Genomic DNA, 21,259 nt, shown 5'->3' with positions numbered 1-21,259 from the left:
GGGTGAAGGTAGGGGACGAGGTAGAGATAGTAGGGTTACGGGAGACGCGGCGGACGGTAGTGACTGGGGTAGAGATGTTTCGCAAGACTCTAGATGAGGGGATAGCGGGGGACAATGTAGGGTGTTTACTGCGGGGGATAGAGCGGGATGAGGTAGAGCGGGGGCAGGTATTAGCCCAGCCTGGGAGCATACGGGCGCACGATCGTTTCCGGGCGCAGGTATATGTACTACGGGCGGAGGAAGGTGGGCGGCACACGCCGTTCTTGCCTGGGTATCGGCCGCAGTTTTACATGCGGACGTTGGACGTAACGGGGACCATCTTGCTGCCTGAGGGGGTAGAGATGGTGATGCCTGGGGACAACATAGAGATGACGGTGGAGCTGATCACGCCAGTAGCGCTGGAGGCGGGGAGCCGGTTTGCCATCCGTGAGGGTGGACGCACCGTGGGTGCCGGCGCCATCACCGAAGTGCTCGATTAGGCCACCGGAACTGCCGGGATTTGCCTTCCGGCTCGGGAGCATGAATAATGGCTAAGAGAGCTGTACGGGTCATCGTGACCCTGGAGTGCGAGGGCTGCAAGGAGCGGACTTACACGACGGAGAAGAACCGCCGTAACGATCCCTCCCGCCTGGAACTCATGAAGTACTGCCCTCGCTGCAAGACGCATCGGTTGCATCGGGAGACTAGATAGGTCTCCCGCGCAGGCCAGTAGCTCAATTGGCAGAGCAACGGTCTCCAAAACCGTAGGTTGCGGGTTCAAGTCCTGCCTGGCCTGCCTGGATACCCTCAGTCGGAACACTTGACACCGCCGTACAAGGCGGTGTCTCTGTGAAGGGCACCGGCACGGCGAGCAAGGGCTATCTCTGTGGTCGGGTGAACACGTGAGCAAGACTGCGGTGCGAACCAAGCGCGGCGACGGCCTGATCAGCCGAGCACGGGACTATATAAAGGAGACGCGAGCAGAGATCGGGCGGGTGACCTGGCCTACGCGCGAGCAGGCGCTGCGCCTAACGGGGATCGTGCTCGCGGTGACGACGGCCCTCGCCGCCTTCCTGGCGCTGGTGGACTACATCTTTGCCTGGTACGTCAGCCGGGTATTGGCGCTCGATGTCATAGCCATTGGAGTGTCATTGGTGCTGGCGATCGCCGGGGGCGTCTGGTGGGTGACCGTCGGCCGCCGCCGATGATCGGGGAGTATTGACTGACTGCGGTTGGTGTTATGGAAGACAAGAACAGAGAGGACGGCTGGGACGAGTTGGGGGCGCCAGAGGAAGGCAATGGGGCCGACGCGGCTGCACCTGTCGCGGCCGAGGCTGAAGCCGAGGCTGAGGCTGAGGCTGGGCCAGAAGCCGAAGGAGAGGCCGAGGAAAGACCGGCTAGCCACTGGTACGTGGTGCATACCTACTCCGGGTACGAGAACAAGGTGCGGCAGAATCTGCTCCACCGTGTGGAATCCATGGCCGCCGGAGACCTCATCTTCGACGTGGTCGTGCCCACGGAGGAGGTGGTGGAGCTGCACCAGGGCCAGAGGCGAACGGTAGAGCGGCGTATCTTCCCCGGATACGTTCTGGTCAACATGATCCTGAACGATCACTCGTGGACGGTCGTCCGCAACACGCCCGGAGTGACGGGTTTCGTGGGCAGCGGCAAGGACCCGACACCGCTCTTGGAGGACGAGGTCGCCAAGATCATGCAGCGCATGGAGGCGGGCGCCCCGCGGGTGCGAGTGTCCTTCCAGCCCGGGTCCAAGGTCCGTATCACCGATGGGCCGTTTGCCGACTTCATCGGGACGGTGGACACCATTGACAACGACCGGCGCAAGGTGCGGGTCATGGTCAACTTCTTCGGTCGAGATACCCCCATCGAGCTGGACTTCCTGCAGGTGGAGGAGATCTGACCGCCCGCTTCTTGTAGCGGCAGTCTAGGGGGCATAGATGGCGAAGAAAGTGATGGCGGTGGTCAAACTGCAGATCCCCGCTGGCAAGGCGACGCCGGCTCCGCCGGTTGGGCCGGCTCTGGGGCAGCACGGCGTGAACATCATGGCGTTCTGCAAGGAATACAACGCTAGGACGGCCTCCATGGCGGGGGCCATCGTCCCGGCCGAGATTACCGTGTATCAGGACCGGTCTTTCACCTTTGAGACCAAGAGCCCTCCGGCGAGTGACCTGCTCAAGCGCGCGGCCGGAGTGGAGAAGGGCTCGGGAGACCCGGGGGGGCAGCGGGTGGCTACGGTGACGCGGCAGCAGATCCGCGAGATCGCAGAGGCCAAGATGCGCGATCTGAATGCTCGTGACCTCGAAGCGGCCATGCGCCAGATCGAGGGGAGCGCCCGTAGCATGGGCTTCCGGATAGAAGAGGATTAGGGCGCGCATCAGCAGTGGGAGAGCGTGAGCTCGTCAATACCACGGGAGGTGGCATTGAGTAGCAGAGGCAGGAAGTACTTGGAGGCCGCGGCCAAAGTAGACGGCCGGCGAGCCTACGGAGTAACCGAGGCGCTCCAACTGGTGAAGGATACCAGCTTCACCAAGTTCGACGGGACGGTTGAGGTGCACATGCGCCTGGGCGTGGACCCGAGACACGCCGATCAGCAGGTGCGAGGCACCGTGGTGCTCCCCCACGGAACGGGCAAGGAGGTGAGGGTGCTGGTCTTCGCCGAGGGCGAGGCTCAGCGCATCGCGGAGGAGGCCGGGGCCGATTACGTCGGTGGAGACGATCTGGTGGAGCGGATTCAGGGCGGTTGGCTGGACTTCGACCTGGCCATCGCTGTGCCGCAGATGATGGGCAAAGTAGGCCGTCTGGGCCGCATCCTGGGCCCCAGGGGCCTGATGCCCAACCCTCGGGTGGGCACAGTGGTGCAGCCGGAGGACCTCGTGCGTGTGGTGTCGGAGGCCAAGCGGGGGCGAGTCGAGTTTCGGGTGGACCGGGGTGCCAACCTGCACGTGGCCATCGGCAACACCTCGTTCGAGGTGGAGAAGTTGCGAGAGAACTTCGCGGCGCTCATGGCCGAGGTGATCCGGTCCCGCCCTCCGGCCGCTCGGGGCCAGTTCATTCGCCGTATCACGGTGACCAGCACCATGGGCCCCGGCGTGAAGGTGGATGTGGCCGAGGCCCAAGCTCTGGTGTAGTATGAACATCGTACCGGCCTATCGGTAGAAGGCCGGCCAAAGCAATAGCACCTTGCCGAAGACAGCCGGCGCATCGAGCGATGCTTAATGGACGCCTGCCGAGGCGAGGTCCCGAAGTGGGTACACGCGGGCCCTTGCGTCGTTGGCGCCAGGGCCTGTTTCTGTCGGCGGGAATGTGGAGGTAGCTATCGGTGGCGATCAGTAGACAGGAGAAGCAGGCTCTGGTCAAGGAGTACGAGGAGAACCTTGACTCCAGCCGCGCCTTCTTCCTCGCTCACTACACTGGCCTGACGGTAGGCGAGATGGAGCGCGTGCGGGAGGCCATGGCTCGCGAGGAGACACGGGTCGAGGTGCTGCGAAACCGGCTCTTCCTGATCGCGGCCCAGCGGGCGGGCAAGGAGGCGGTAGGTCAGATCCTGGACGGACCCACGCTGGCCGTGTTCTGCCTGGGCGACCCGACGTCGCCTGCCAAGACCTTGTCTGGGTTTGCTCGGGATATGGAAGGGCTGTCCGTCTACGGCGGGCTGCTGGGACAGGCCGTCCTGGGAGCGGAGGAGTTCCAGCAACTGGCCGGCCTCCCCAGCCGGGAGGAGTTGCTGGCCAAGGTGGTGGGAGGGCTGCAGGCTCCCATCTACGGTTTGGTAAGCGTGCTCGGCGGGGTGCTACGAAGCATGTTGTACGTCCTGCAGGCGCGGATAGATCAGCTGGAGGGGCAGGCTTCATAGCGGGCCGGCCCAGTATCAGAGTGCGGAGGGCAGAGAGATGACGAAGGAAGAACTCATCCACGCCGTGGAGCAGATGAGTGTTTTGGAGCTGGCGGAACTGGTCAAGGCCCTGGAGGAGCGCTTCGGGGTGACGGCAGCGGCTCCCGTGGCAGTGGCGGCCGGTCCGGCCGTGGTACAGCCCGAGGAGGAAGAGGAGAAGACCGAGTTCGACGTCGTTCTCCAGGAAGTGGGCGACAAGAAGATCCAGGTGATCAAGGTGGTGCGTCAGCTCACCAGTCTGGGGCTGAAGGAAGCCAAGGAGCTGGTAGAGAGCGCTCCGGCCAAGGTGCTCGAGGCCGTCACCAAGGAGGAAGCGCAGAAGGCGCAAGAAGCGCTCCAGGCCGAGGGAGCCAAGGTCGTGCTGCAGTAGCAGACGACGTCATCGCCAGGGGGCAGCAGCAGATGCTGCCCCCTTCGCTCGTTAACGGCTCGCCCTTTCCAGGCGCGCAAGAACCCAACCGCTACGCCGCGGTACTATCGGAGCCGCTAGTCCCGAGGCGGGGGCGCCTCGTCGGCTCCCGCCTCGGTGGGTTAGGCACCAGCGCCGATTCTGGCCACGCGGGGGAGCCGACGCTTGAACCGATTCTTCCGCACTAAGTCACAGACGCGCCTCACCGCCTCTTCCCGATAGCCCCGGTTCTGGACCTGGGCGGGGGAGAGCCGGGCGTCGAACAGCAGATGCAGGATGGCGTCGGCCTCAGCGTAGGTTAGGCCCAGGTCGTCCTCGTCGGTCTGGCCGGGCCACAGGTCGGCCGTGGGGGGTTTGGCCAGTATGGACTCCGGCACATTCAGGGCGGCGGCCAATTGCCGGACTTGGGTCTTGTACAGATCGCCGATGGGGGCAAGGGCACAGGCGCTGTCGCCGTAGAGAGTGGAGTATCCTAGCAGGATTTCGGTCTTGTTGCCCGTGCCCAGGACCAGCCCCTGGAAGGCTTCGCTGCGGTCGTAGAGCACGATCATGCGAGCCCGGGCCATGGCGTTCCCCTTGCGCCGGCGGTCCATGTCGGGGAGGGCGGCGAAGAGGGGATCCACGAACGGCGTGATGTCCACGTGCTGTCGCTGCACACCCGTCCTCGCTACCACCTCCAGGGCGTCTGCCAGCGAGGCGGGGGACGAAGTAGCGTAGGGCATGGTCACCGCTAGCACGTTCTCGGGCCCCAGAGCCTCCGCGGCCAGGTAGCAGACGACGGCGGAATCCAGGCCGCCGGAGAGGCCGAGGACGGCCCGTCGGCGGCCGGCACTGGCGCAACCCCGGCGGATGAAGCGGCACAGGCGAGTGCGTACTGCCGACGGGTTCAGGCTGAGTTCGGTGCAGCGATCCACATCTCCTCCCGAGGGCGGCGCAGATGTCCGGGCGATAGCGGGACAGCCCGGTTAGGCCGCTATCTGGGCTCCAGCGGGCTCAAGGTAGAGCACCCCGTCCCGGACGTCGTAGGCGAGGAGCTCAGCGTAGCGACCCCAGCTGATGGCCGTGTCAAGCTGTTCCTCGGCCTGGTCGGGAGGGAACTCCAATTCGAGGGCGGTGAGTACCAGGTCACGAGGCAGCCTCCTGCCCTCAGCCGCTGCCAGTAGCGCCAGAAGCCAACGGATGAGAGGAACTCGGCGGGCGCGCGTGGCGAAGATCTCCTTTCGGGTCTGGATGCTGGCTTCGGCGAAGGTTTCGCCCAGCGGTGTCAGCCTGATGTCGCCTTGAGACACGGTGGCGAACCCAAGCAGCTCAGCCGCTTCGCTCAGGGCCAGGAGCGGGTCCGAACCGATCTTGAGCTGCTCCGATAGCTGGTAGATGTCGGCGGAGTTGTCGGGAGCGGCAGACAGATGCTCCAGCAGGCCGGAGAGCTCACTCACGCCTACGTTCATCAGCGGCCTAGTGGGCCCGGGCTCGCCCGGGGCCGACCCCAGCTCCACCGCCTCGGGCTGGGTCTGCCCGGCCAGGATGGCGTAGACGCGATCGAGGATCTCGATGAAAGGGCGCGACTTGGGGTCACGGGGGTGCTCCAAAGGCACCTCGAGCTGGGCGATGATCCTGCCCGGGTCCTTCTGCATGGCTACCACCCGGTTGGCCATGAACACGGCCTCCTCGATGTTGTGGGTAACCATGAGGATGGCTTTGGTGGGTATGCTGCCGCTAGTCCACAGCTCCAGGAGCTCGCCGCGCAGGGCCTCGGCGCTGAGGACGTCCAGGGCGGAGAAAGGCTCATCCAGACAGAGCAGCTCCGGCTCCACTGCCATGGCACGGGCGAATCCCACCTTCTGCCGCATGCCGCCGGAGAGCTCCCTGGGGTAGGCAGTCTCGAAGCCATCCAGGCCGACCCGATCTATCAGGTCGAGCGCTCGCGCCGTGCGCAGCTTCTCCGGAACTCCCCGAGCCTTCAAGGCCACCTCGACGTTCTCCTGAACCGTGAGCCATGGAAATAGGGCGAAGGTCTGGAACACGATGCTGGATCGCGGGTTGACGCCCCGCAGGGCCTCGCCCCGATATAGCACCTCTCCTTCGGTAGCCCGCTGCAGACCAGTGATGATGCGCAGTAGGGTGCTCTTCCCGCAGCCGGACGGGCCGATGAGGGCCACGAACTCGCCCTCGGCGATGGTGAGACTGACGTTGTCTATGGCGACGAAGCGGCGCCCGTCGCTGCCATAGACTTGACTTATGCTCCTAAGCTCCGCCAGAGGGACGTTGCGGCTCAACTACATCACTCCATGCGGTAACGCTCTTCGGCTAGCCGGTACAGGCGGCGCCACAAGAGCCGGTTTATCAGGACCACTGTCACTATCATGCTCATGGTGCCAGCCAGCAGTAGTGGGTAGTCTCCCTGAGACGTCGCCCCGGCGATGACGGCGCCTATACCGCCTATCTCAGCGGTCTGGCCGGCAAAGGTCACATACTCGGCCACTATGCTCGCGTTCCACGCTCCACCGGTGGCGGTGATGGCCCCGGTGATGATGTAGGGGAAGAGGGCCGGGAGCACCAGTGTGCGCCAGCGGTCCGCTCCCCGCAGTTGGAGCAGGGAGGCAGTATACCTCAGATCCTCCGGGATGGCGCTGGCACCGGCCACGATGTTGAAGAGGAGGTACCATTGGCTGCCCGCGAGCATGAGCAGGATGGCGGCGAACTCGAGCCCGGACGGCACTCGCAGGAGCAGGAGCAGGACCGCCGGGAACAGAGCGGTGGCGGGGATGGACGCAGCGATCTGAACCACGGGCTGAAGGAAGGTGGCGACGGAGCGGTTGGTCCCGATGGCCACCCCCAGTGGCACCGTCCACAGCAGGGCGATGACCAGGGCGGCGCTGACCCGGGCAAGCGTTGAGACAGCGCCGATGCCTATTCCAGCCCACTGGTGTGCCGGCACTGACACGAGTACCTGGCCGGACCGGAAGACGCCATACGCGAGCACTGCTCCCGCCAGGGCGGTCAGGCCGTACACCAAGATCGTGCGGGGACGCTCTACGGTAGCCGGCTGGTCGGGGTGAGGGAAAAGCCTCTCCAGGCGTGAGTCGACGCGGGCGATCAAAGGACGCAGCACGGTTCGGGCGGCCCAGGCAGCAATGCGTGACCGATGCAGGCTGTGCAGGAACCACGAGGACGGCCTCGTCTCTCCGGTCACAGTCTCGAGCCCAAACTTGTCCGCCCACGCTAGCAGCGGGCGCCACACCAGTTGGTCGAGGGCGACGATGAGGAGGACCAATGTGGCCACTCCCCAGGCGATGGCGACGAGATCGCCCTGGTGGGCTGCCTCCTGGAGATAGGCTCCCAGGCCGGGCAGGCGGAAGTCGCGCTGGCCCACGGTGAGGATCTCAGCGGCCATGAGGAAGAACCAGCCTCCGGCCCAACTCATCATGCTGTTCCAGATGAGCGCGGGAGCGGAGAAGGGAAGCTCCAGCGTCTTGATTCGCTGCCAGGTACTCAAGCGGAACACTGAGCTGGCCTCGTCGAGCTCTCTGGGAATGGTGGTCAAGGACTGATACCAGGCGAAGATGAGGTTCCACGCCTGGCTGGTGAAGATCAGGACGATGGAGGCAAGCTCGGTGGCGATGGCGATGGGCAGAACGGCACTCAGGCTCAACAAAACCACGGGCAGAAAAGAGAGGATGGGCACACTCTGCAGCACATCCAGGGCCGGCATCAGCACCGTCTCCGCCAGTCGGTTGCGAGCTGCAGCGCGACCGTAGACGAGGGCGAAGAGCAGGGACAGAACGTAGGCGGACAGCATGCGCCCCAGGGATAGGAGGGCATACCAGGGCAAGGCCTGCGGTTGCAGGGAGATGCTGGGACCGCGGATGACATCAGGCGCTTGGAACGCGAGCCGCACGCCGGCGTATACGATTACGGCCACGGCCAGAATGACGATGACGTCCGCCCATCCCACTGGGCGGTGGGGCTGCCCCGGTGCGTAGCCGCGCTCGAGCGCCGCTGTCTGCTGCCTTCTAGACCAAAGCCACGGTGGCATCTGCGTGAATCTCCTGGTAACCCAAACTGTTCCTACCTCGGCTCTGGTCTGGAGCTTCTCGGGCCGACCCATTATGCCCAACCACCTCTGCCCACACAACTGATCTGCCTTACACGCGCGTACCCCCAGCGGAGGCTAGTGGCGGAACCGTACCACGCGCAACGCAGCCTTCCGCAGGCGTCGCTTGGCCGCCGATCCAGGGGTCACAGAGGCCTGTGCCACCGGCCTGGCGGATCGTGCCCACAGTATCGCACTGAGGAGCACCAGCCTGGCGTCGGCATAGCGTTTGCCGGCGTGGCCGTACCTGCGTCAGAATGGGCCAGTGGGTGGTGCTGCCACGTCCCTAGGGAATCAGGCCCGTGGGGGGTATCCCGGTCCCATCTGGGTGTGGCCTTGCGGCCCTCCACTCGCTGCCGGTGCCGGCGACCCCACCCAAAGAGACGCTGTTGGGTTCCTGATTCTGTTTGCGTGGCCCGTGTAGTAGTCGCGCGTTTGGCCGATCGCTCTGCCGCAACTGACGGCCTTCGCCGGGCCGCAAGCCAGTTGAACCAGGTCGAGGAGAGGCGATGGGAGAGCTCGCCCGTAGTGGCATTATCGAGGAGATCCAGGCCGCCCTTGAGGCCGGTCGCATTGATGAAGCCATCAGCCTCCTGAACCGGCTGCACCCGGCCGACCGCGCCGATGCCTTCGAGGTCCTCGACGACGGTGAGCAGGCCGCGCTCCTCCCGGAGATGGACCTGGCCACGGCAGCTGACCTGCTGGAGGAGATGGAGGAGGAAGAAGCAGCCGACGTGGCCGAGGGGCTGTCCTCAGAAGTGCTGGCCGACGTTCTGGACGAGATGGAACCGGACGAAGCGGCCGACCTGCTGGGCGACCTGCCCCCTCAGCAAGCCTCCGAGGCCCTGGCGGCCATGGAGGATGCCGACGAGGTGATCCCCTTGCTCCGCCACGCGGACGAGACGGCCGGTGGTCTCATGACCACCGCGTTCATTGCCCTACGCCCCCGCACCACGGCGAGTCAAGCCATCGAGTTCCTGCGGCGCACCAGGCCCGACGGGGGCACTCCCTATTACCTGTATGTGGTGGATAAGGACTCGCGACTGGTGGGCGTCGTCGGTTTGAGGGAACTGATCTTGGCAGACCCAAGCGCTCGGATCGGCGACATCATGAACCCAAACGTCATCCGGGTGCAAACGGATGTGGACCAGGAAGAGGCGGCGCGGCAAATGGCCCGTCACAACTTGGCGGCGCTGCCAGTGGTGGACGCCAACGGCGTGATGCAGGGCGTGATCACTCACGACGACATCATAGACGTGCTCCAGGACGAGGCCACTGAGGACCTGCTGCACCTGGGCGGCATCGAATCGGGGCCGATCGCGGACAAGCCCTACTGGTCCCAGCGGATCACCGAGGTAGTCCGCTCACGGTTCACCTGGTTGCTGGTCTTGTTCGTAGCTCAGACGCTGACTGGGACGGTGCTGCACTACTTCCAGTCGGAGTTACAGGCGGTGGTGGAGCTTACCTTCTTCATCCCGCTGCTCATAGGGACCGGAGGGAACGCCGGCTCGCAGACGGTCACGGCGGTCATTCGCGCCCTGGCGCTCAAGGAGGTGCGTCGGCGCGATGCGCTCCGGGTGCTGCACCGGGAGTTGGCGTCAGGGGCGCTGCTGGGGCTTCTGTTGGCGGTGGTGGCTCTCGTGCGCGTGGCTCTGTGGAGCGTGCCTCTGGAGCTGGCAGTGGTGGTATCGGTCACGGTGCTGTTCGTCTGCATCTGGGCCAACACTGTGGGGGCCCTGGTGCCCATCTTGGCTGACGTCATCGGCATAGACCCTACGGTGATGTCGGCCCCCCTGATCTCCACGCTGGTGGATGCCACGGGCCTGCTCATCTACCTGACGGTGGCCGTGCTGGTGCTGGAGCAGATCTAGAGCCGCGGCCCGCCGGTCTAGACCGCTGGCCCGCCATCCGGCTCGGTCGAGGCGGGAGTGCTGCCTCGCTGGCCGAAGAGCAGCAACGCAGCGATGAGCCAAGCGGCCGACAGCGCCAGGTCGGCCACCAGCGAGCGGGGCAACAGCCCGAGCATGAGAGCCTGTTCGGCTCGGAAGTTGGCCAGGAAGGCCGCCAGGGCGGACGTCGAGGCCCCCCAGAGGCTCAAGCACGGCCCGGCCGGCAGGGCTCTCCTCAGCACAGTGAGTGCCGCCACCGCAAAGCCGGAGTGGGCGACGGCCATGGTCGCCTGCAGGGGGAGCCGGGGCACGATTATGCCGTACCGGTCGGGAAGGGCGAGAGCTCCCGGCCCCGACCAGGGCACTCCTGCGAACCCTCCCCAGAAGAGCGCTCCGGCCCAGAGCGCGGCCGCACCCAAGGCCAGAGCGGGCGTCAGGACGGAGAGGTACAGCTGCCAGCGCCTAGCTCGATGACGAACGACCAGGGAGTACGCAGCTACCCCCACTACCGTCAGCGAGCGAAAGCCGAAGCCCCCTCGCCCGAGCGATAGAATCAGGGCGGGCCGCTCGCGGAAGTACTCCAGATTGGTGAGCACCGTCTCCACCCGAGCGGCCAGCAGCCCCACGAGGAGGCCAACCAGGGCGGCATCTAGCGCCAGCCCCGCGTCGAGCCCCCGATCACGGGCCAGGCGCCAGAGCATGCCCAGGCCCCCGGCCAGGGCCACGGCCACGCTAAGGCTGTATGAGGATAGGCTCAGGGGTCCGAGTGCTACACTGTGCATGAGCTGGTTGGCGCCCTCGGGGCTATGGCGTGGGGCGATTCTAGCACTCCTGGCCTGGAAACGCCCAGGCGCAGTGCGCCGGCATGTGGCGGAAATGCAGGCTTCCCTGGGGCATCGACTGGAGGTGACACTAGGCAGCCGACTGGGCGACCCACCGGGGCCACCTGGCTGTCACCGAGCTCGTCGGTGCGGGAAGGTGACCCGGGGCAGGCTCGTGTTGGCCCCATTTACCGCGTGGGGCTCGTCCCAGTGCAGGACGGCATCACCGCCTGTCCACACCTCCTGGCCACCCACTACCAGACGACCATGTACGCACGCTTCCAGGGGAGCGCCCTGCGGGCTGAGCAGGACCAAAGCAGCTCGCTCGCTGGCCAGTTCCAGGGTCAGCTCAGCTCCTCCCCGCTCGTCGCGGAACGTCACGGCGCTGGCCCGATCCGATTCCGAGAGGCACGTGTAGAGAGTAGCTCCGGGGAATCGCCGAGGCCAGATCAGGGCACCTTCGGGCCGGCCCTGGACCGTGTGCCACGGCCGCACCGGCCGGCGACTGGCCTGCACCATAGCGCTGTATACTGCCCGCACGCCGCCCTCATCCTGGCTCAGTTCCGCCGGGTAGGCGCAGGTTAGGAGACGCCCCGCTCCCAGGTCCGCCTGCCACCAAGTGTCGTCTGAGCCCGGGAACAGCCACCGGTCTAGGCGGTTGAGGCTCTCGCCGGCGTAGGTCAGGGGTATCGGCCCGGAAGGGGAGTCCTGCCAACAGTGTCGCGAGGTCACGGGAGCGATGACGGCGCTGAGGCCGTACGGTGCCAGGCGCTCGGTGAGGTGGAAGTGCTCGTCGCCCATGGGCCCGCTCAGGGCGATGGTGCTGCCCCGGCGGGCAAGGTCGAGCAGGCGCTGCCAGCCGGCCTCGCCAAAGGCGCGCGGGTACGGCACCAGCACCAGGTCGGGGTTGCCTGCCTGGGCGAGGGCGTTCTCGCCCAGGACACGGCAGGGCAGACCGAGCCCGTGCGCAAGGGCCCGCACTGCCTGCTGCGTGGCGCGCAGCACCAGGTCGTGGTCGGTGGAGTAGAGGCCTGCCTGAGGCTGCACCACCAGGACCGGCTCTGGCTCCCAGGGGCCAACGTAACGGGCGAGAGCTCCGGCGAAGGCGGCCATCCGGCGCATGACATCCATCTCTGGCTTCTCACTGCCGTCGGCCCGGAGGGCGCCGATGGCGACCTCGTTGTCGTCCACCATGTCGGTGTTGGTGTTCCACAGCCACTGCACGAAACCCGCCCCGGCTCCCAGGGCCAGGGCCAGCTTCCGCTCCAGCAAGTGGGCGCGGTTCTGCTCCGTGCGGCGGGACGTCTGGTCCAGCCGCTCGTAGTGCATCACCCCGGTCTCCTGGACCAGGAGAGGCTTGCCCGGCAGGGCGGCGCACAGGTGGTCGCACAGCAGGGCGTCATTGAGCCACCAGGTGTGGATACAGGTGTGGGACAAGGCGTCGCCATGGAAGAAGGGAGAGGGGCGACCGGTCAGCGCTCCCTCATCCTGACCGACGGTCACCATCTGATCGCTGCCGCAGGCTCGGATCGTCTCCACCAGGTCGCGGGCCCAATCGCTGAAGGCGTCCTGGGAGAACAGGTGCCAGTCGACCGCCATCAGCGGCTTGGCCGTCCCCCAGCGCTGGTGATGAGACAGCTCTGCCAGGTGAGGCGGGCGGACATCGCCCCAGGGCCCTACGTCGGCGGGGGTTGCGTTCCAGGCCTGCAGGAGCTCCTCGTGGGTCCGGTATCGGCGCTGCAGCCACTGGTTCCAGGCTCGGCGCTCGTGGGGGTCGTAGTGGGGCCGCTGCTGGAACAGATGCTCAGGGTCGAACTGACTGGGCTCGTTGATCAGGTCCCAGCTCAGGTCGGGCACGTGGCGGAAGCGGCGGACGAACGCAGCCACGAAGTCGCGTTGGCGGGCGCGAGCGTCTGGGTCGAGATAGGGGTTGCCCCCGCCGAAGGCGTCGGGCTGGAAGGCGAAGAGGCAGAACTGGACGGCCAGGCCGTGAGCGCGAGCGCAGTGCAGATAGGCCTCGAACGCCCTCAGGGTGTCCTCGCGGGCGACGCCTGGCTCCAGCATGATCTGATCCTGCCCGCTCCAGATCCCGGTGCGCACGAAGTTGATGCCGGCAGCGGCCATGACGGCGAAGTCATCGTGCCAGTGGGCCGGGTTGGGCCGGAGGAGGAACTGCCGGTGGGCGTCGCGGGACATGTAGGTGGTGCCGGCGATGGGCAGGGGCCGACCGTCGCGCTCCAGGAAGCTCTGCCCGGCGGAGAGCCGAGGGCCCGAGGACAGCAGCTCGGGATCGCGGCACCAGTACCCGGTGGTGTACTGGGTGAGGAAGCCGGCGCCGGACCGGAGACGCAGGTGCACGCGATGCAGCCCCGGGTGCAGGGGGGCGGGCAAGGCCAGGGCCTGGTGCTGGGGGACACGGCCCACGGGAAAAGGGATGTCTTCGCGGAGTGAAGCGCCATCGGGCCCCTCTACCGTCAGGCGCAGCACTGCGTCCGGGTGTTCCTGCCAGGAGAGAGCGTGCAGGATGAGGGTGGGAACCTCGCCCTGGGCCAAGACCGCTAGGGCAGGCCGAGCTCCAAAGCGAAGCGGTCCCCGCAGGGCCACTCGCTGAGCGGCGGAGTACAGGCGCACGGCCTCCTCGCTGCTGTTGAAGCCATCCTCGGCCTCGAAGTTGAGCATCACCCAGCGAGAACCGGCGAAAGGACCGTGGAAGTGATCCAGCAGAACCGCCGGGGTCGCCAGCACGCGGCCCTCGGCATCAACCGCTTGGAGCAGCGGTTCCAGGCGGGCGCCTACCACGCCCATGCTGCCCAGGCGGTTGTAGTGCTGCTCATCGGACAGCTTCGCCTGCAAGGCCCAGGAACGGCGGGCCCGCCACCCCCCTCCGATGGTGGAGAAGGAAGCGTGTGCGGAGACCAGGTCGAGGTGCCTGGTGTCGAGGGCAACGGCTTCGTTGATGCTGAGGGACCGGAGGTAGGCGACGGTGGCCCGGCCGGGCGCGAATCCGTGTCGCTGGCGGTAGACCGGTACCGAGAAGGGCGCTCCTCCGATGGTGAGAAGGTGCCCGCCGGAGGCCAGGTGTCGGCGGATGGCGTCCCACGCCTCGAAGGGGAACGCTGAACCATGCGGTAGTACGAGCAGGCTCGTCTCGGCGCTGCCCAGAGCGGCGGGCAGCTCCTCCACGGGAACGCAGACGGCCCCAGAGAAGGCGGCGCTCAGCATGGCCTCGGACAGAGGAAGAGCGTCATAGAAGGGGAAGTCATCTTGCCATAGGATCACAGTTCGGGGCACTGAGGGCATCTCCTGCGAGCGCACGCGGACGTCGGCCCAAAAGTACCCGCGAGGCTCGAAAAGCTGGCTCGGTTCGGGCTAGAATAGAGAAAGCCATCACCATGTCAAGAACGTCCGAGCCCGGAGGCATGGGCTCGGACGCGTGTGGAGGAACAGATGGGACTGGGCAAGGCCATTCGCCTCCGGCGGCTGTTCGCGCATCCTTCGGGCAGACTGTGCTCGGTGGCGGTGGACCACTACATCAACTACCACGAGGGCATGCACCCGGGCCTTGCACGTATGGCGCGGACCCTGACGGCGATAGCCGCCGGAAGGCCGGACGCGGTGACCATGCACAAGGGAATGGCTGAGGCCCTGTGGGAACGCTGTGGCAGCGGCATACCGCTCATCCTGCAGACCATCATAGCCAGGCCCGACGACACGGCCTGCGAGTCGGTGCTGGACGTAGAGGAGGCCGTAAGGCTGGGAGCCGATGCTGTGGCGGCGGCCGCGTTCATCCGGGGAGCAACAGAGGGTGCCCGTCTACGGGCCTTGGCGGAGCTGGTGCGGGAGGCGGGCCGGTTCGACATGCCGGTGGTGGCACACGTGTACCCCAGAGTAGCGGGGCATCAAGGGGTGGAGGGGTTCACCGGCGGGGTGTCCATCAGCACTGCCCCGGAGGACGTCGCCTGGGCGGTTCGCTGTGCGGTGGAGGTGGGCGCGGACGTGGTGAAGGTGCCCTACTGCGGCGACCGCCAGAGCTTCCGTCAGATAGTGGAGACGTGTCCGCGGCCGGTGGTGATCGCCGGTGGGCCTCAGCAGGGCAGCTTGGCCGGTGCCCTGCAGATGACTCGGGAAGCCATGCAAGCCGGGGCCAGGGGAACGACGGTGGGGCGCAACATCTGGGGCCAAGCGAGGGTGACGGCAACGCTGCGGGCGTTCCTGGCGGTGGTGCATGACGGAGCCACGCCGGAGCAGGCGATAGCAAGAGCGGGGCTGGGCGGAAACAGCGACGCTACTCAGCAGCTGGATCCCAGCGGGACGGGGGAAGAACGATGAATCAGATCAGGGAGTACTTGGTGCGGGAGGCCGAGCGCATGACGGCCGCCTCGGTGCGGGATCTGCCGGACACAGCCGAGAAGTGGTGGTCTCAGCGGCCGGAAGGGTGGCGGCGGTTTGTGGAGATGATGGGCATCACGGAGCTACCGGCGCGCCCCGAGCGCCCGCCCCTCAACGTGCAGGTGACGGGGGTGCTGGAGCGCGAAGGCTATCGGGTGGAGAGGCTCTACTTCGAGGCCCTGCCCCGGGTCTACATAACCGCCAGCCTGTATCTGCCCTCGCCTCTGGACGGCAGGGCACCGGGAGTGGTCTACGCCTGCGGGCACTCACTGAGACAGAAGCTGCACTACCAGCCCTACCCCAGGCGCTTCGCCCAGTTGGGGTTCGTTAGCATCATTCTGGATACCATCGAATACCAGGAGCTCTACGGTACCCATCACGGCCACTATGCGCACGGGCAGTTCCAGTGGCTGAGCCGCGGCTACACGCCGGCAGGGGTGGAGATGTGGGCGGCGCTGAGGGCCGTTGACCTGCTTCAGGAACGACCGGAGGTAGACGCCGACGCCATCGGGGTGACCGGCATCTCGGGCGGTGGGGGAGTGTCTTACTGGCTGGGAGCCGCGGACGAACGGGTAAAGGTGGTGGCGCCGGTCTGCGGCACCGGCACGCTCGCCTCGCATCTAGACGACCGTACCTGGGACGGGCACTGCGAGTGCATGTTCATGCAGAACACCTACCTATGGGACCTGGCGGACGTAGGTGCCCTCATCGCTCCTCGGCCCCTGCTCATTGCCGCCGCCGACCGGGACGCCCTCTACTCCATCGAGGCGGTGAGGGGGACCTACGGCAAGATCGCCGAGGTCTACCGGTTGCTGGGGGCGGCGGATAACCTGGCTCTAGTGGAGACGCCCGGGCCGCATTCCTACCACAGTACCTCGCGGCGGGCCATCTTCTCCTGGTTCATGCGTCACCTGATGGGCAGGGAAGTCCCACCGAACCAGATCGAGGATGTGGACCTGCGGCCGGAGGCACAGGAGCCGGATGCCAACCTGCTGGTGTTCCCCGACGGTCGGCTTCCGCCTGACGAGCGCACCACTGTGGTGCAAGACTTCTTCGTGCCCAAGGCGAAGCCGCCGTCGGTGCACACGGTCGAGGACTTGTCGGGGGTGCGCCGGCAGACGGTGGCGTGGCTGAGGGAGAGGACCTTCCGCCACTTCCCCGACCCCCCGGCCGATCTGCAACTGGAGGTGACGTTCCGCTGGGAGAGCCAAGAGGAGCGTCTATCTCGCCTCGAGTTCACCCCGGAGGAGGGCTGGCGGCTCAGGGCTCACCTCGCGGTGCGGAAGGACAGGCCCGAGGGAGCCGGTCCCTGCCTGGTGCACTTGGTGAGCCCACGGACGACGGCGGACGGGGCCGTCCGGCCGCTTATGCAGCGCCTGCCGCCGGGCATGTCAGAGATGGACCCGGCCTGGGCGCGGTTGGCGGTGGCGACGAGAGGGGTGGACGAGACCTCCTGGGGCGACGATCTGGCCTGGCACGTGCGCCGGGGCAGCGCTCTCATCGGGCGCACGGTGGCCTCCATGCGGGTACTGGATGCCCTGCGCGCGCTACAGATGGCGCGGGAGCTGCCGGAGGTGGACGGTTCCCGCCTCTACATAAGTGGGAGCGGCGAGATGGCGGCCGTGGCGGTATACGCCGCCCTGCTGGACGGCGGGCTGGCAGGAGTGGTCCTGAGCGCTCCCCCTGCCACTCAGGACGCGCCCGGCGAGCCGGATGGAACTGGGCCAGCGCTGGAGATGCTGAACGTGCTCCAGGTGACCGACTTGCCGTACGCGGCCGGCCTGCTGTGGCCTGCCGAGCTGGTGTTCCTGCAGCCGGCCGAGTGGGAGCGCTCGGCGGCGGTCAGGCCCGAGTCGTACCAGTGGGCGGAGGACCTGTACGCCCGCCTGGGCGCTCCCGGCGCGGTGAGGCGAGTGCAGACGCTGGCGGCGCTGGTGCCCTGAGGCGATCCGTCTCCGACCCAGCCGTGGCAGGGCGAGTGAGGCTCGTCGGGGCGGTGCCGCCACGGGTTCCGAGGCGACCGTGCAGGCACGGGCTCCACGGCGTCACTCGCGGTGTGGCCCTGCCACAACGGACGCCGTGCTGACACGCAGGCGTGGCGCTGCTGTGGCCAGCGTCGTGCTCAACGAAGCGAAGCATGCCCGACTACACGTGAGGAGGAATGCTGTGGAACACCCCTCGAAGGACCGTACCACTCCTGCTGGGAGTGAGATTGATGCCCTGACTCGTCTGTTCCGCCTGGTAGGCTATCTCCCAGCAGCTTGGCTGCTGCTGTTCCTCAGCTTCGTCGCCTGGACCAGCGCTCAGCAGGGCCGGCTGGTGGCCTACGGCGACCCTGACCCTAAGCGTGCTGGCGCTGCGGGCGTCCTTTACTATCCGGTGATCTTAATGCTGATTGGCGTCATCGCCTCCGTTCCGGTCTGGTCTATCCTCGCCCTCTCGTCCCGATTTCGCCTGACCGTGAGGAAGCGGGACTTGGTCATCTACCTTGGGAGTCTTGCTCTTCTACTCGTGCTGTTCAGGTGTGACGTAGCCGGTCTGGGCACCTGGCTCGCTGACTGAGGCCGCCAGGCGCCGACGATCTCCCCGGTGAGGGGATGGCTGCATTGGGCTGAGGGTGCTCTGCCCGGAGCCTATCTCTCCCACTGACCGGCATGAGTCCAGGGTCGAGGGGGCCGGCCGCCCCCGGGGCTCCGCTCGACCATGAACGGTATGGCTAGGACAAGACAATGCCCGCCGCCGTGGGCCAAGACTCCTCCCAGTCTGCCGCAGAACCTGCCCTGAGCGAAGTGAAGGCGGCGGCTTGGCATCCCCTAGCATGCGGGTCTACCCTGTGCCACTGCCGCCTGAGCCCACTCGCCTCCCGATTCTCAGCCCCTACCTTGACAGAGGACGCGGCCGAGGCTAGTGTTCTCTATGCCTGCTCGCACCGCGGGGGCAGGTGATTGGCTGACCAAACCGCGGCCGGATCGCCGTTAGCGTGGCGGTGCTCTTCATCGTTGCTGTAGCGGCCGAGTGAGGTTACCGGCGCATGCCGGCAGCCTCTTGCCTGATTGGCCCGCGAGCGCCTACCGGTGCTACCACTTCTGGCCTGCTCCACGGCTAGCCTCCGTCGCGGTGATCCGACTTCAGGGAGGTCCGTGGCATGGCAGCGTTCAGGAGAGCATCCTGGGCGGTAGTGACATCGCTTGCGATCGTGGCCCTCGCGCTGGCGGGAGCCATTTCGGCGATGGGTGCGGGGGCGATCGTGACCGTCGTGCGCTCGAGGAGCGCGCTTGGCCTGCCTCAACTGACGCTCAGCCCAGATGAGCTGCGGATCGAGGGACCGAGCCCCCTATGGGGTGCTCTCACCGTCCATGGCGCCGCCTCCGAGGGAACTCAGGCCGGTGTCGGAGTGTGGCTGCGAGTGCTTGAGGGAGGGGAGTACCTCGATCGCGTCACCTTCTCGGGCGCGATGGAGGGCGAGTTGTGGGAGGTATCCGGCACCGGTTCCACCCACTACCTTCTCTTGGGTGCAATTCCGTCAGCGGCTGGCTTCGCCATTCCTTTCCGGGCTGAAATGCGGCCGGCATGGGAGGCAGCAGGCCCGGAGACCGAGATCCGTATCCTATGGGCGCTGACCCTCGCGGGCGGGGGAAGGGCGGCCGATGTGGGCAGCCACGTGGATGCGTATGTGACTTTCGGGCGGGGGCAGAGGACTTCGCCGCCGGCACCTGCTACCCCTTCAGGCGGATCCTTGTTCGCGGCGCCTGCCTCGATGTCGGCCGCAGCCTCTCCAGCCCTACCCCCCGGTGTCGCTTCGCCGGACACAGCCGGAAGATCCGAGCTCGTGGGCATTGCTCCCTCTCTGGGCGGCTCGCTTGCCGACCTCATGGTGGATCGGCTTGGAGTTGTACCTGTGTTGCCCTCCCCGGAAGGGTGGACGTTGGACCTCGAGGTGACCGTGGTCAACGCGGGCTCCCAGACTGCGGACCGGTTCCTGGTGGCGGTGTACTTTGACCTGGCCGGCCAGCCGTCGGCGAGCGACGAGCCGGCGGTGGAGTGGGAGGTCGGTCCGCTGGAAGCGGGGAAGCGAGTTGCATGGCGGCTGGCTCAGGCCGAAGGGGCCGGCAACGTCACCTTGGCGCCGGGAGAGCACAGCGCGTGGGTGTGGGTCAACCCGGATCGCGGAGGCAGCTCCGCGTTGGAGGAATCGAACCGGGTGAACAACCTGCTGGGGCCGTACTCCTTCGAGCTCTACGACGTCCCGCTCGCTGTGGCTGCGCGCCGGGCCGGGGCCACGGTGGTGCCTCTACCCACCCTGACGCAGCGGCCGACGGTGATCGCCACCCGCACGTGGCTGGTGTCGCCCACAGCTACCCGCAAGTCCTCTGAGCCCGGTAGCGGTGCTTCTCCGGTCGCAGGACCCGCCGAGACCCGTACTCCCGTGCCTGCGCGAAGTCCGGCAGATACCGGTACCGCCGTGCTGGCACCGCGGCCGACCAGTACGCCCACACCGGCGCCACCGCTGCCCGCGTCTCCCACCTCCGTGCCCCCCGCCGACGCTCCCACTCGATTCGTCACGGTGGCGCCGGCGCCGACTAGCGCCGCCACTGCTACCGCCACTCCCTGGCCGTCGTCCACGGCCACGGTGGTGCCTCAGACGCCGACGAGCACGCTGACTTCCACGGCCAACCCCGCGCTCACAGCCACTTCTTCCAGCACCTGGACGCCTGTCGCGCCTACGGCCACGAGCAGCCCCTTCGCTACGGAGACACCGCACCCGACGCCTACTGACTCGCCCACGCCAGTGCCGCCAACCAGTACCGCAACCCCATGGGTGGCACCCACGTCGCATCCTACCACCGGACCGACGCCATCGCCGGTGCCCACAGCAACTCAGAGGCCCACACAGACGCCCGAGCCGTCACCGTGGCCGACGAATACGCCGGAGCTGCCGACGGAAACGCCCGCCCCGCCGACTGCGACGGTCGAGCCCACGAGCACCCCGCAGCCCACGAACACTCCTGAGCCGAGCAGCACCCCACAGCCTACCAGTACGCCTTGGCCGAGCAGCACCCCAGAGCCCACCGATACACCCGAACCGCCTACCCCAACGCCTGAACCGCCCACGGCGACGCCCGCCCCAACCGAGACCCCTCTACTCGCCACCGATACGCCGGAGCCTCCCACCGCGACGCCGATGCCCCCAGAGCCGACGCCCGAGCCTCCCACCGACACCCCAGGGCCCACGCAAGAACCCACTGCCACGGTCACCAGTCTGCCCGAGCAGCCAACGGCGACCCAATAGGCCGACAATCGCGACAGCCTTGGCGGCCCTGGTGACGGCTAGCTTGATGCGCGTGGGGGTCCAGGCGGCGCCGTCGGCAGCGCGCGCGGAGCGGACCGCGCGGACCGAAACGGTGGAACTGGAGGCACTGCCCCCAGGCCCTGGAGGTGGAGGCCGGGGCAATGCCGTCGAGCACGGCTTGGACGACTCCGCTGTGGTTGAGGATCGGGCTCAACTTCGGCGTTGGTCCAGCGGGAGGGACGTCGCGACGTCCTCGCGCGCGGTGGCATCCGGGTAGGTTCCAGCCACTTCTGAGGAGTCAGCGCCCCCAGGCGCGGCAGGCACGTGGAGACAGGGCGCGCGTGGGCGCGCGCACTCCTCGCATGATAGGTAGTAGAGATGGCCGACCGAGATCTGCTTTGACAGACGAGGAGTCCCTGGCATGCTCGAGGCAAGGCGTACCTGGAATGCAGTCGGGGCTTGATCTCGCAGTCTGAGCG

The 21,259-nt window shown here is 66.9% G+C and carries 17 protein-coding genes, 1 tRNA gene and 1 pseudogene; 14 read left to right on the top strand and 5 right to left on the bottom strand.

Translation table 11 applies throughout. From position 1 onward, the window contains the following. The 9 genes from tuf to rplL all read left to right on the top strand — a co-directional run. On the top strand, positions 1 to 479 hold a 479-nt coding region (tuf, locus tag HPY83_14430; protein ID NPV09146.1), incomplete at its 5' end, for an elongation factor Tu. Positions 480 to 526: 47 nt separating this feature from the next. Next, positions 527 to 691, top strand: a complete 165-nt coding sequence (rpmG, locus tag HPY83_14425; protein NPV09145.1) for a 50S ribosomal protein L33 — start codon at positions 527 to 529, stop codon at positions 689 to 691. Positions 692 to 702: 11 nt separating this feature from the next. Then, positions 703 to 775: transfer RNA gene (locus tag HPY83_14420), tRNA-Trp, on the top strand. A 106-nt stretch (positions 776 to 881) separates the two neighbouring features. Continuing rightward, the gene (gene secE, locus HPY83_14415) at positions 882 to 1,187 is read left to right on the top strand and encodes a preprotein translocase subunit SecE (GenBank protein ID NPV09144.1); all 306 of its coding nucleotides are present in this window, start codon (positions 882 to 884) and stop codon (positions 1,185 to 1,187) included. Between the two features lie 32 nt (positions 1,188 to 1,219). Then, positions 1,220 to 1,897, top strand: a complete 678-nt coding sequence (gene nusG, locus HPY83_14410) for a transcription termination/antitermination protein NusG (protein ID NPV09143.1) — start codon at positions 1,220 to 1,222, stop codon at positions 1,895 to 1,897. A gap of 37 nt (positions 1,898 to 1,934) precedes the next feature. Beyond that, positions 1,935 to 2,363, top strand: a complete 429-nt coding sequence (gene rplK / locus HPY83_14405) for a 50S ribosomal protein L11 (protein ID NPV09142.1) — start codon at positions 1,935 to 1,937, stop codon at positions 2,361 to 2,363. A 54-nt stretch (positions 2,364 to 2,417) separates the two neighbouring features. After that, positions 2,418 to 3,125, top strand: coding sequence for a 50S ribosomal protein L1 (locus HPY83_14400; protein NPV09141.1), 708 nt, complete (start codon positions 2,418 to 2,420; stop codon positions 3,123 to 3,125). A gap of 191 nt (positions 3,126 to 3,316) precedes the next feature. Then, positions 3,317 to 3,850 (top strand): 50S ribosomal protein L10, encoded by a 534-nt coding sequence (locus HPY83_14395; protein NPV09140.1) that lies wholly within the window; start codon positions 3,317 to 3,319, stop codon positions 3,848 to 3,850. A gap of 37 nt (positions 3,851 to 3,887) precedes the next feature. After that, a complete protein-coding gene (gene rplL, locus HPY83_14390) occupies positions 3,888 to 4,259 on the top strand; it encodes a 50S ribosomal protein L7/L12 (protein NPV09139.1) in 372 nt (123 codons plus the stop codon). A gap of 161 nt (positions 4,260 to 4,420) precedes the next feature. Here the strand turns inward: rplL and HPY83_14385 are convergent, their stop codons facing one another. The 3 genes and pseudogenes from HPY83_14385 to HPY83_14375 all read right to left on the bottom strand — a co-directional run bounded on the left by HPY83_14385 (position 4,421) and on the right by HPY83_14375 (position 8,334). Next, the gene (locus tag HPY83_14385) at positions 4,421 to 5,248 is read right to left on the bottom strand and encodes an NAD+ synthase (GenBank protein ID NPV09138.1); all 828 of its coding nucleotides are present in this window, start codon (positions 5,246 to 5,248) and stop codon (positions 4,421 to 4,423) included. A gap of 15 nt (positions 5,249 to 5,263) precedes the next feature. Next, positions 5,264 to 6,580, bottom strand: a pseudogene (locus HPY83_14380) (ATP-binding cassette domain-containing protein). Beyond that, complete coding sequence (locus HPY83_14375; protein NPV09137.1) at positions 6,580 to 8,334, bottom strand: ABC transporter permease subunit; 1,755 nt, start codon at positions 8,332 to 8,334, stop codon at positions 6,580 to 6,582. The pseudogene HPY83_14380 and the gene HPY83_14375 overlap by 1 nt, the downstream one beginning before the upstream one ends. A 566-nt stretch (positions 8,335 to 8,900) precedes the next feature. On the opposite strand from HPY83_14375, the gene mgtE reads away from it, so the two are divergent. After that, on the top strand, positions 8,901 to 10,262 hold the full coding sequence (gene mgtE / locus HPY83_14370; protein ID NPV09136.1) for a magnesium transporter: 1,362 nt from the start codon (positions 8,901 to 8,903) through the stop codon (positions 10,260 to 10,262). Between the two features lie 17 nt (positions 10,263 to 10,279). On the opposite strand, the gene HPY83_14365 is transcribed toward mgtE, so the two are convergent. Both HPY83_14365 and HPY83_14360 read right to left on the bottom strand, forming a co-directional pair. Continuing rightward, entirely contained in the window at positions 10,280 to 11,062 is a 783-nt protein-coding gene (locus HPY83_14365) for a hypothetical protein (GenBank protein NPV09135.1), read from the bottom strand. A gap of 171 nt (positions 11,063 to 11,233) precedes the next feature. Next, positions 11,234 to 14,392: a hypothetical protein gene (locus HPY83_14360; GenBank protein ID NPV09134.1), complete on the bottom strand. Its 3,159-nt coding sequence runs from the start codon at positions 14,390 to 14,392 to the stop codon at positions 11,234 to 11,236. 156 nt (positions 14,393 to 14,548) lie between these two features. Here HPY83_14360 and HPY83_14355 point away from each other — a divergent pair, with 156 nt between their 5' ends. The 4 genes from HPY83_14355 (at position 14,549) to HPY83_14340 (ending at position 20,780) form a co-directional block, all read left to right on the top strand. After that, positions 14,549 to 15,430 carry an aldolase gene (locus HPY83_14355; GenBank protein NPV09133.1) on the top strand — a complete coding sequence of 294 codons (882 nt, stop codon included), beginning with the start codon at positions 14,549 to 14,551 and terminating at the stop codon, positions 15,428 to 15,430. Continuing rightward, on the top strand, positions 15,427 to 17,433 hold the full coding sequence (locus tag HPY83_14350) for a hypothetical protein (GenBank protein NPV09132.1): 2,007 nt from the start codon (positions 15,427 to 15,429) through the stop codon (positions 17,431 to 17,433). Before HPY83_14355 ends, HPY83_14350 begins: the two co-directional genes overlap by 4 nt. 223 nt (positions 17,434 to 17,656) lie before the next feature. Beyond that, complete coding sequence (locus HPY83_14345) at positions 17,657 to 18,052, top strand: hypothetical protein (GenBank protein NPV09131.1); 396 nt, start codon at positions 17,657 to 17,659, stop codon at positions 18,050 to 18,052. Positions 18,053 to 18,635: 583 nt separating this feature from the next. Next, positions 18,636 to 20,780: a hypothetical protein gene (locus tag HPY83_14340; protein NPV09130.1), complete on the top strand. Its 2,145-nt coding sequence runs from the start codon at positions 18,636 to 18,638 to the stop codon at positions 20,778 to 20,780. Positions 20,781 to 21,259 lie beyond the last annotated feature (479 nt).

This window comes from Anaerolineae bacterium (assembly GCA_013178015.1).
Lineage (GTDB): Bacteria > Chloroflexota > Anaerolineae > DRVO01 > DRVO01 > Ch71.
Note: the sequence above shows the minus strand (reverse complement) of the source record. Positions and strands in the feature narration are given on the sequence as shown.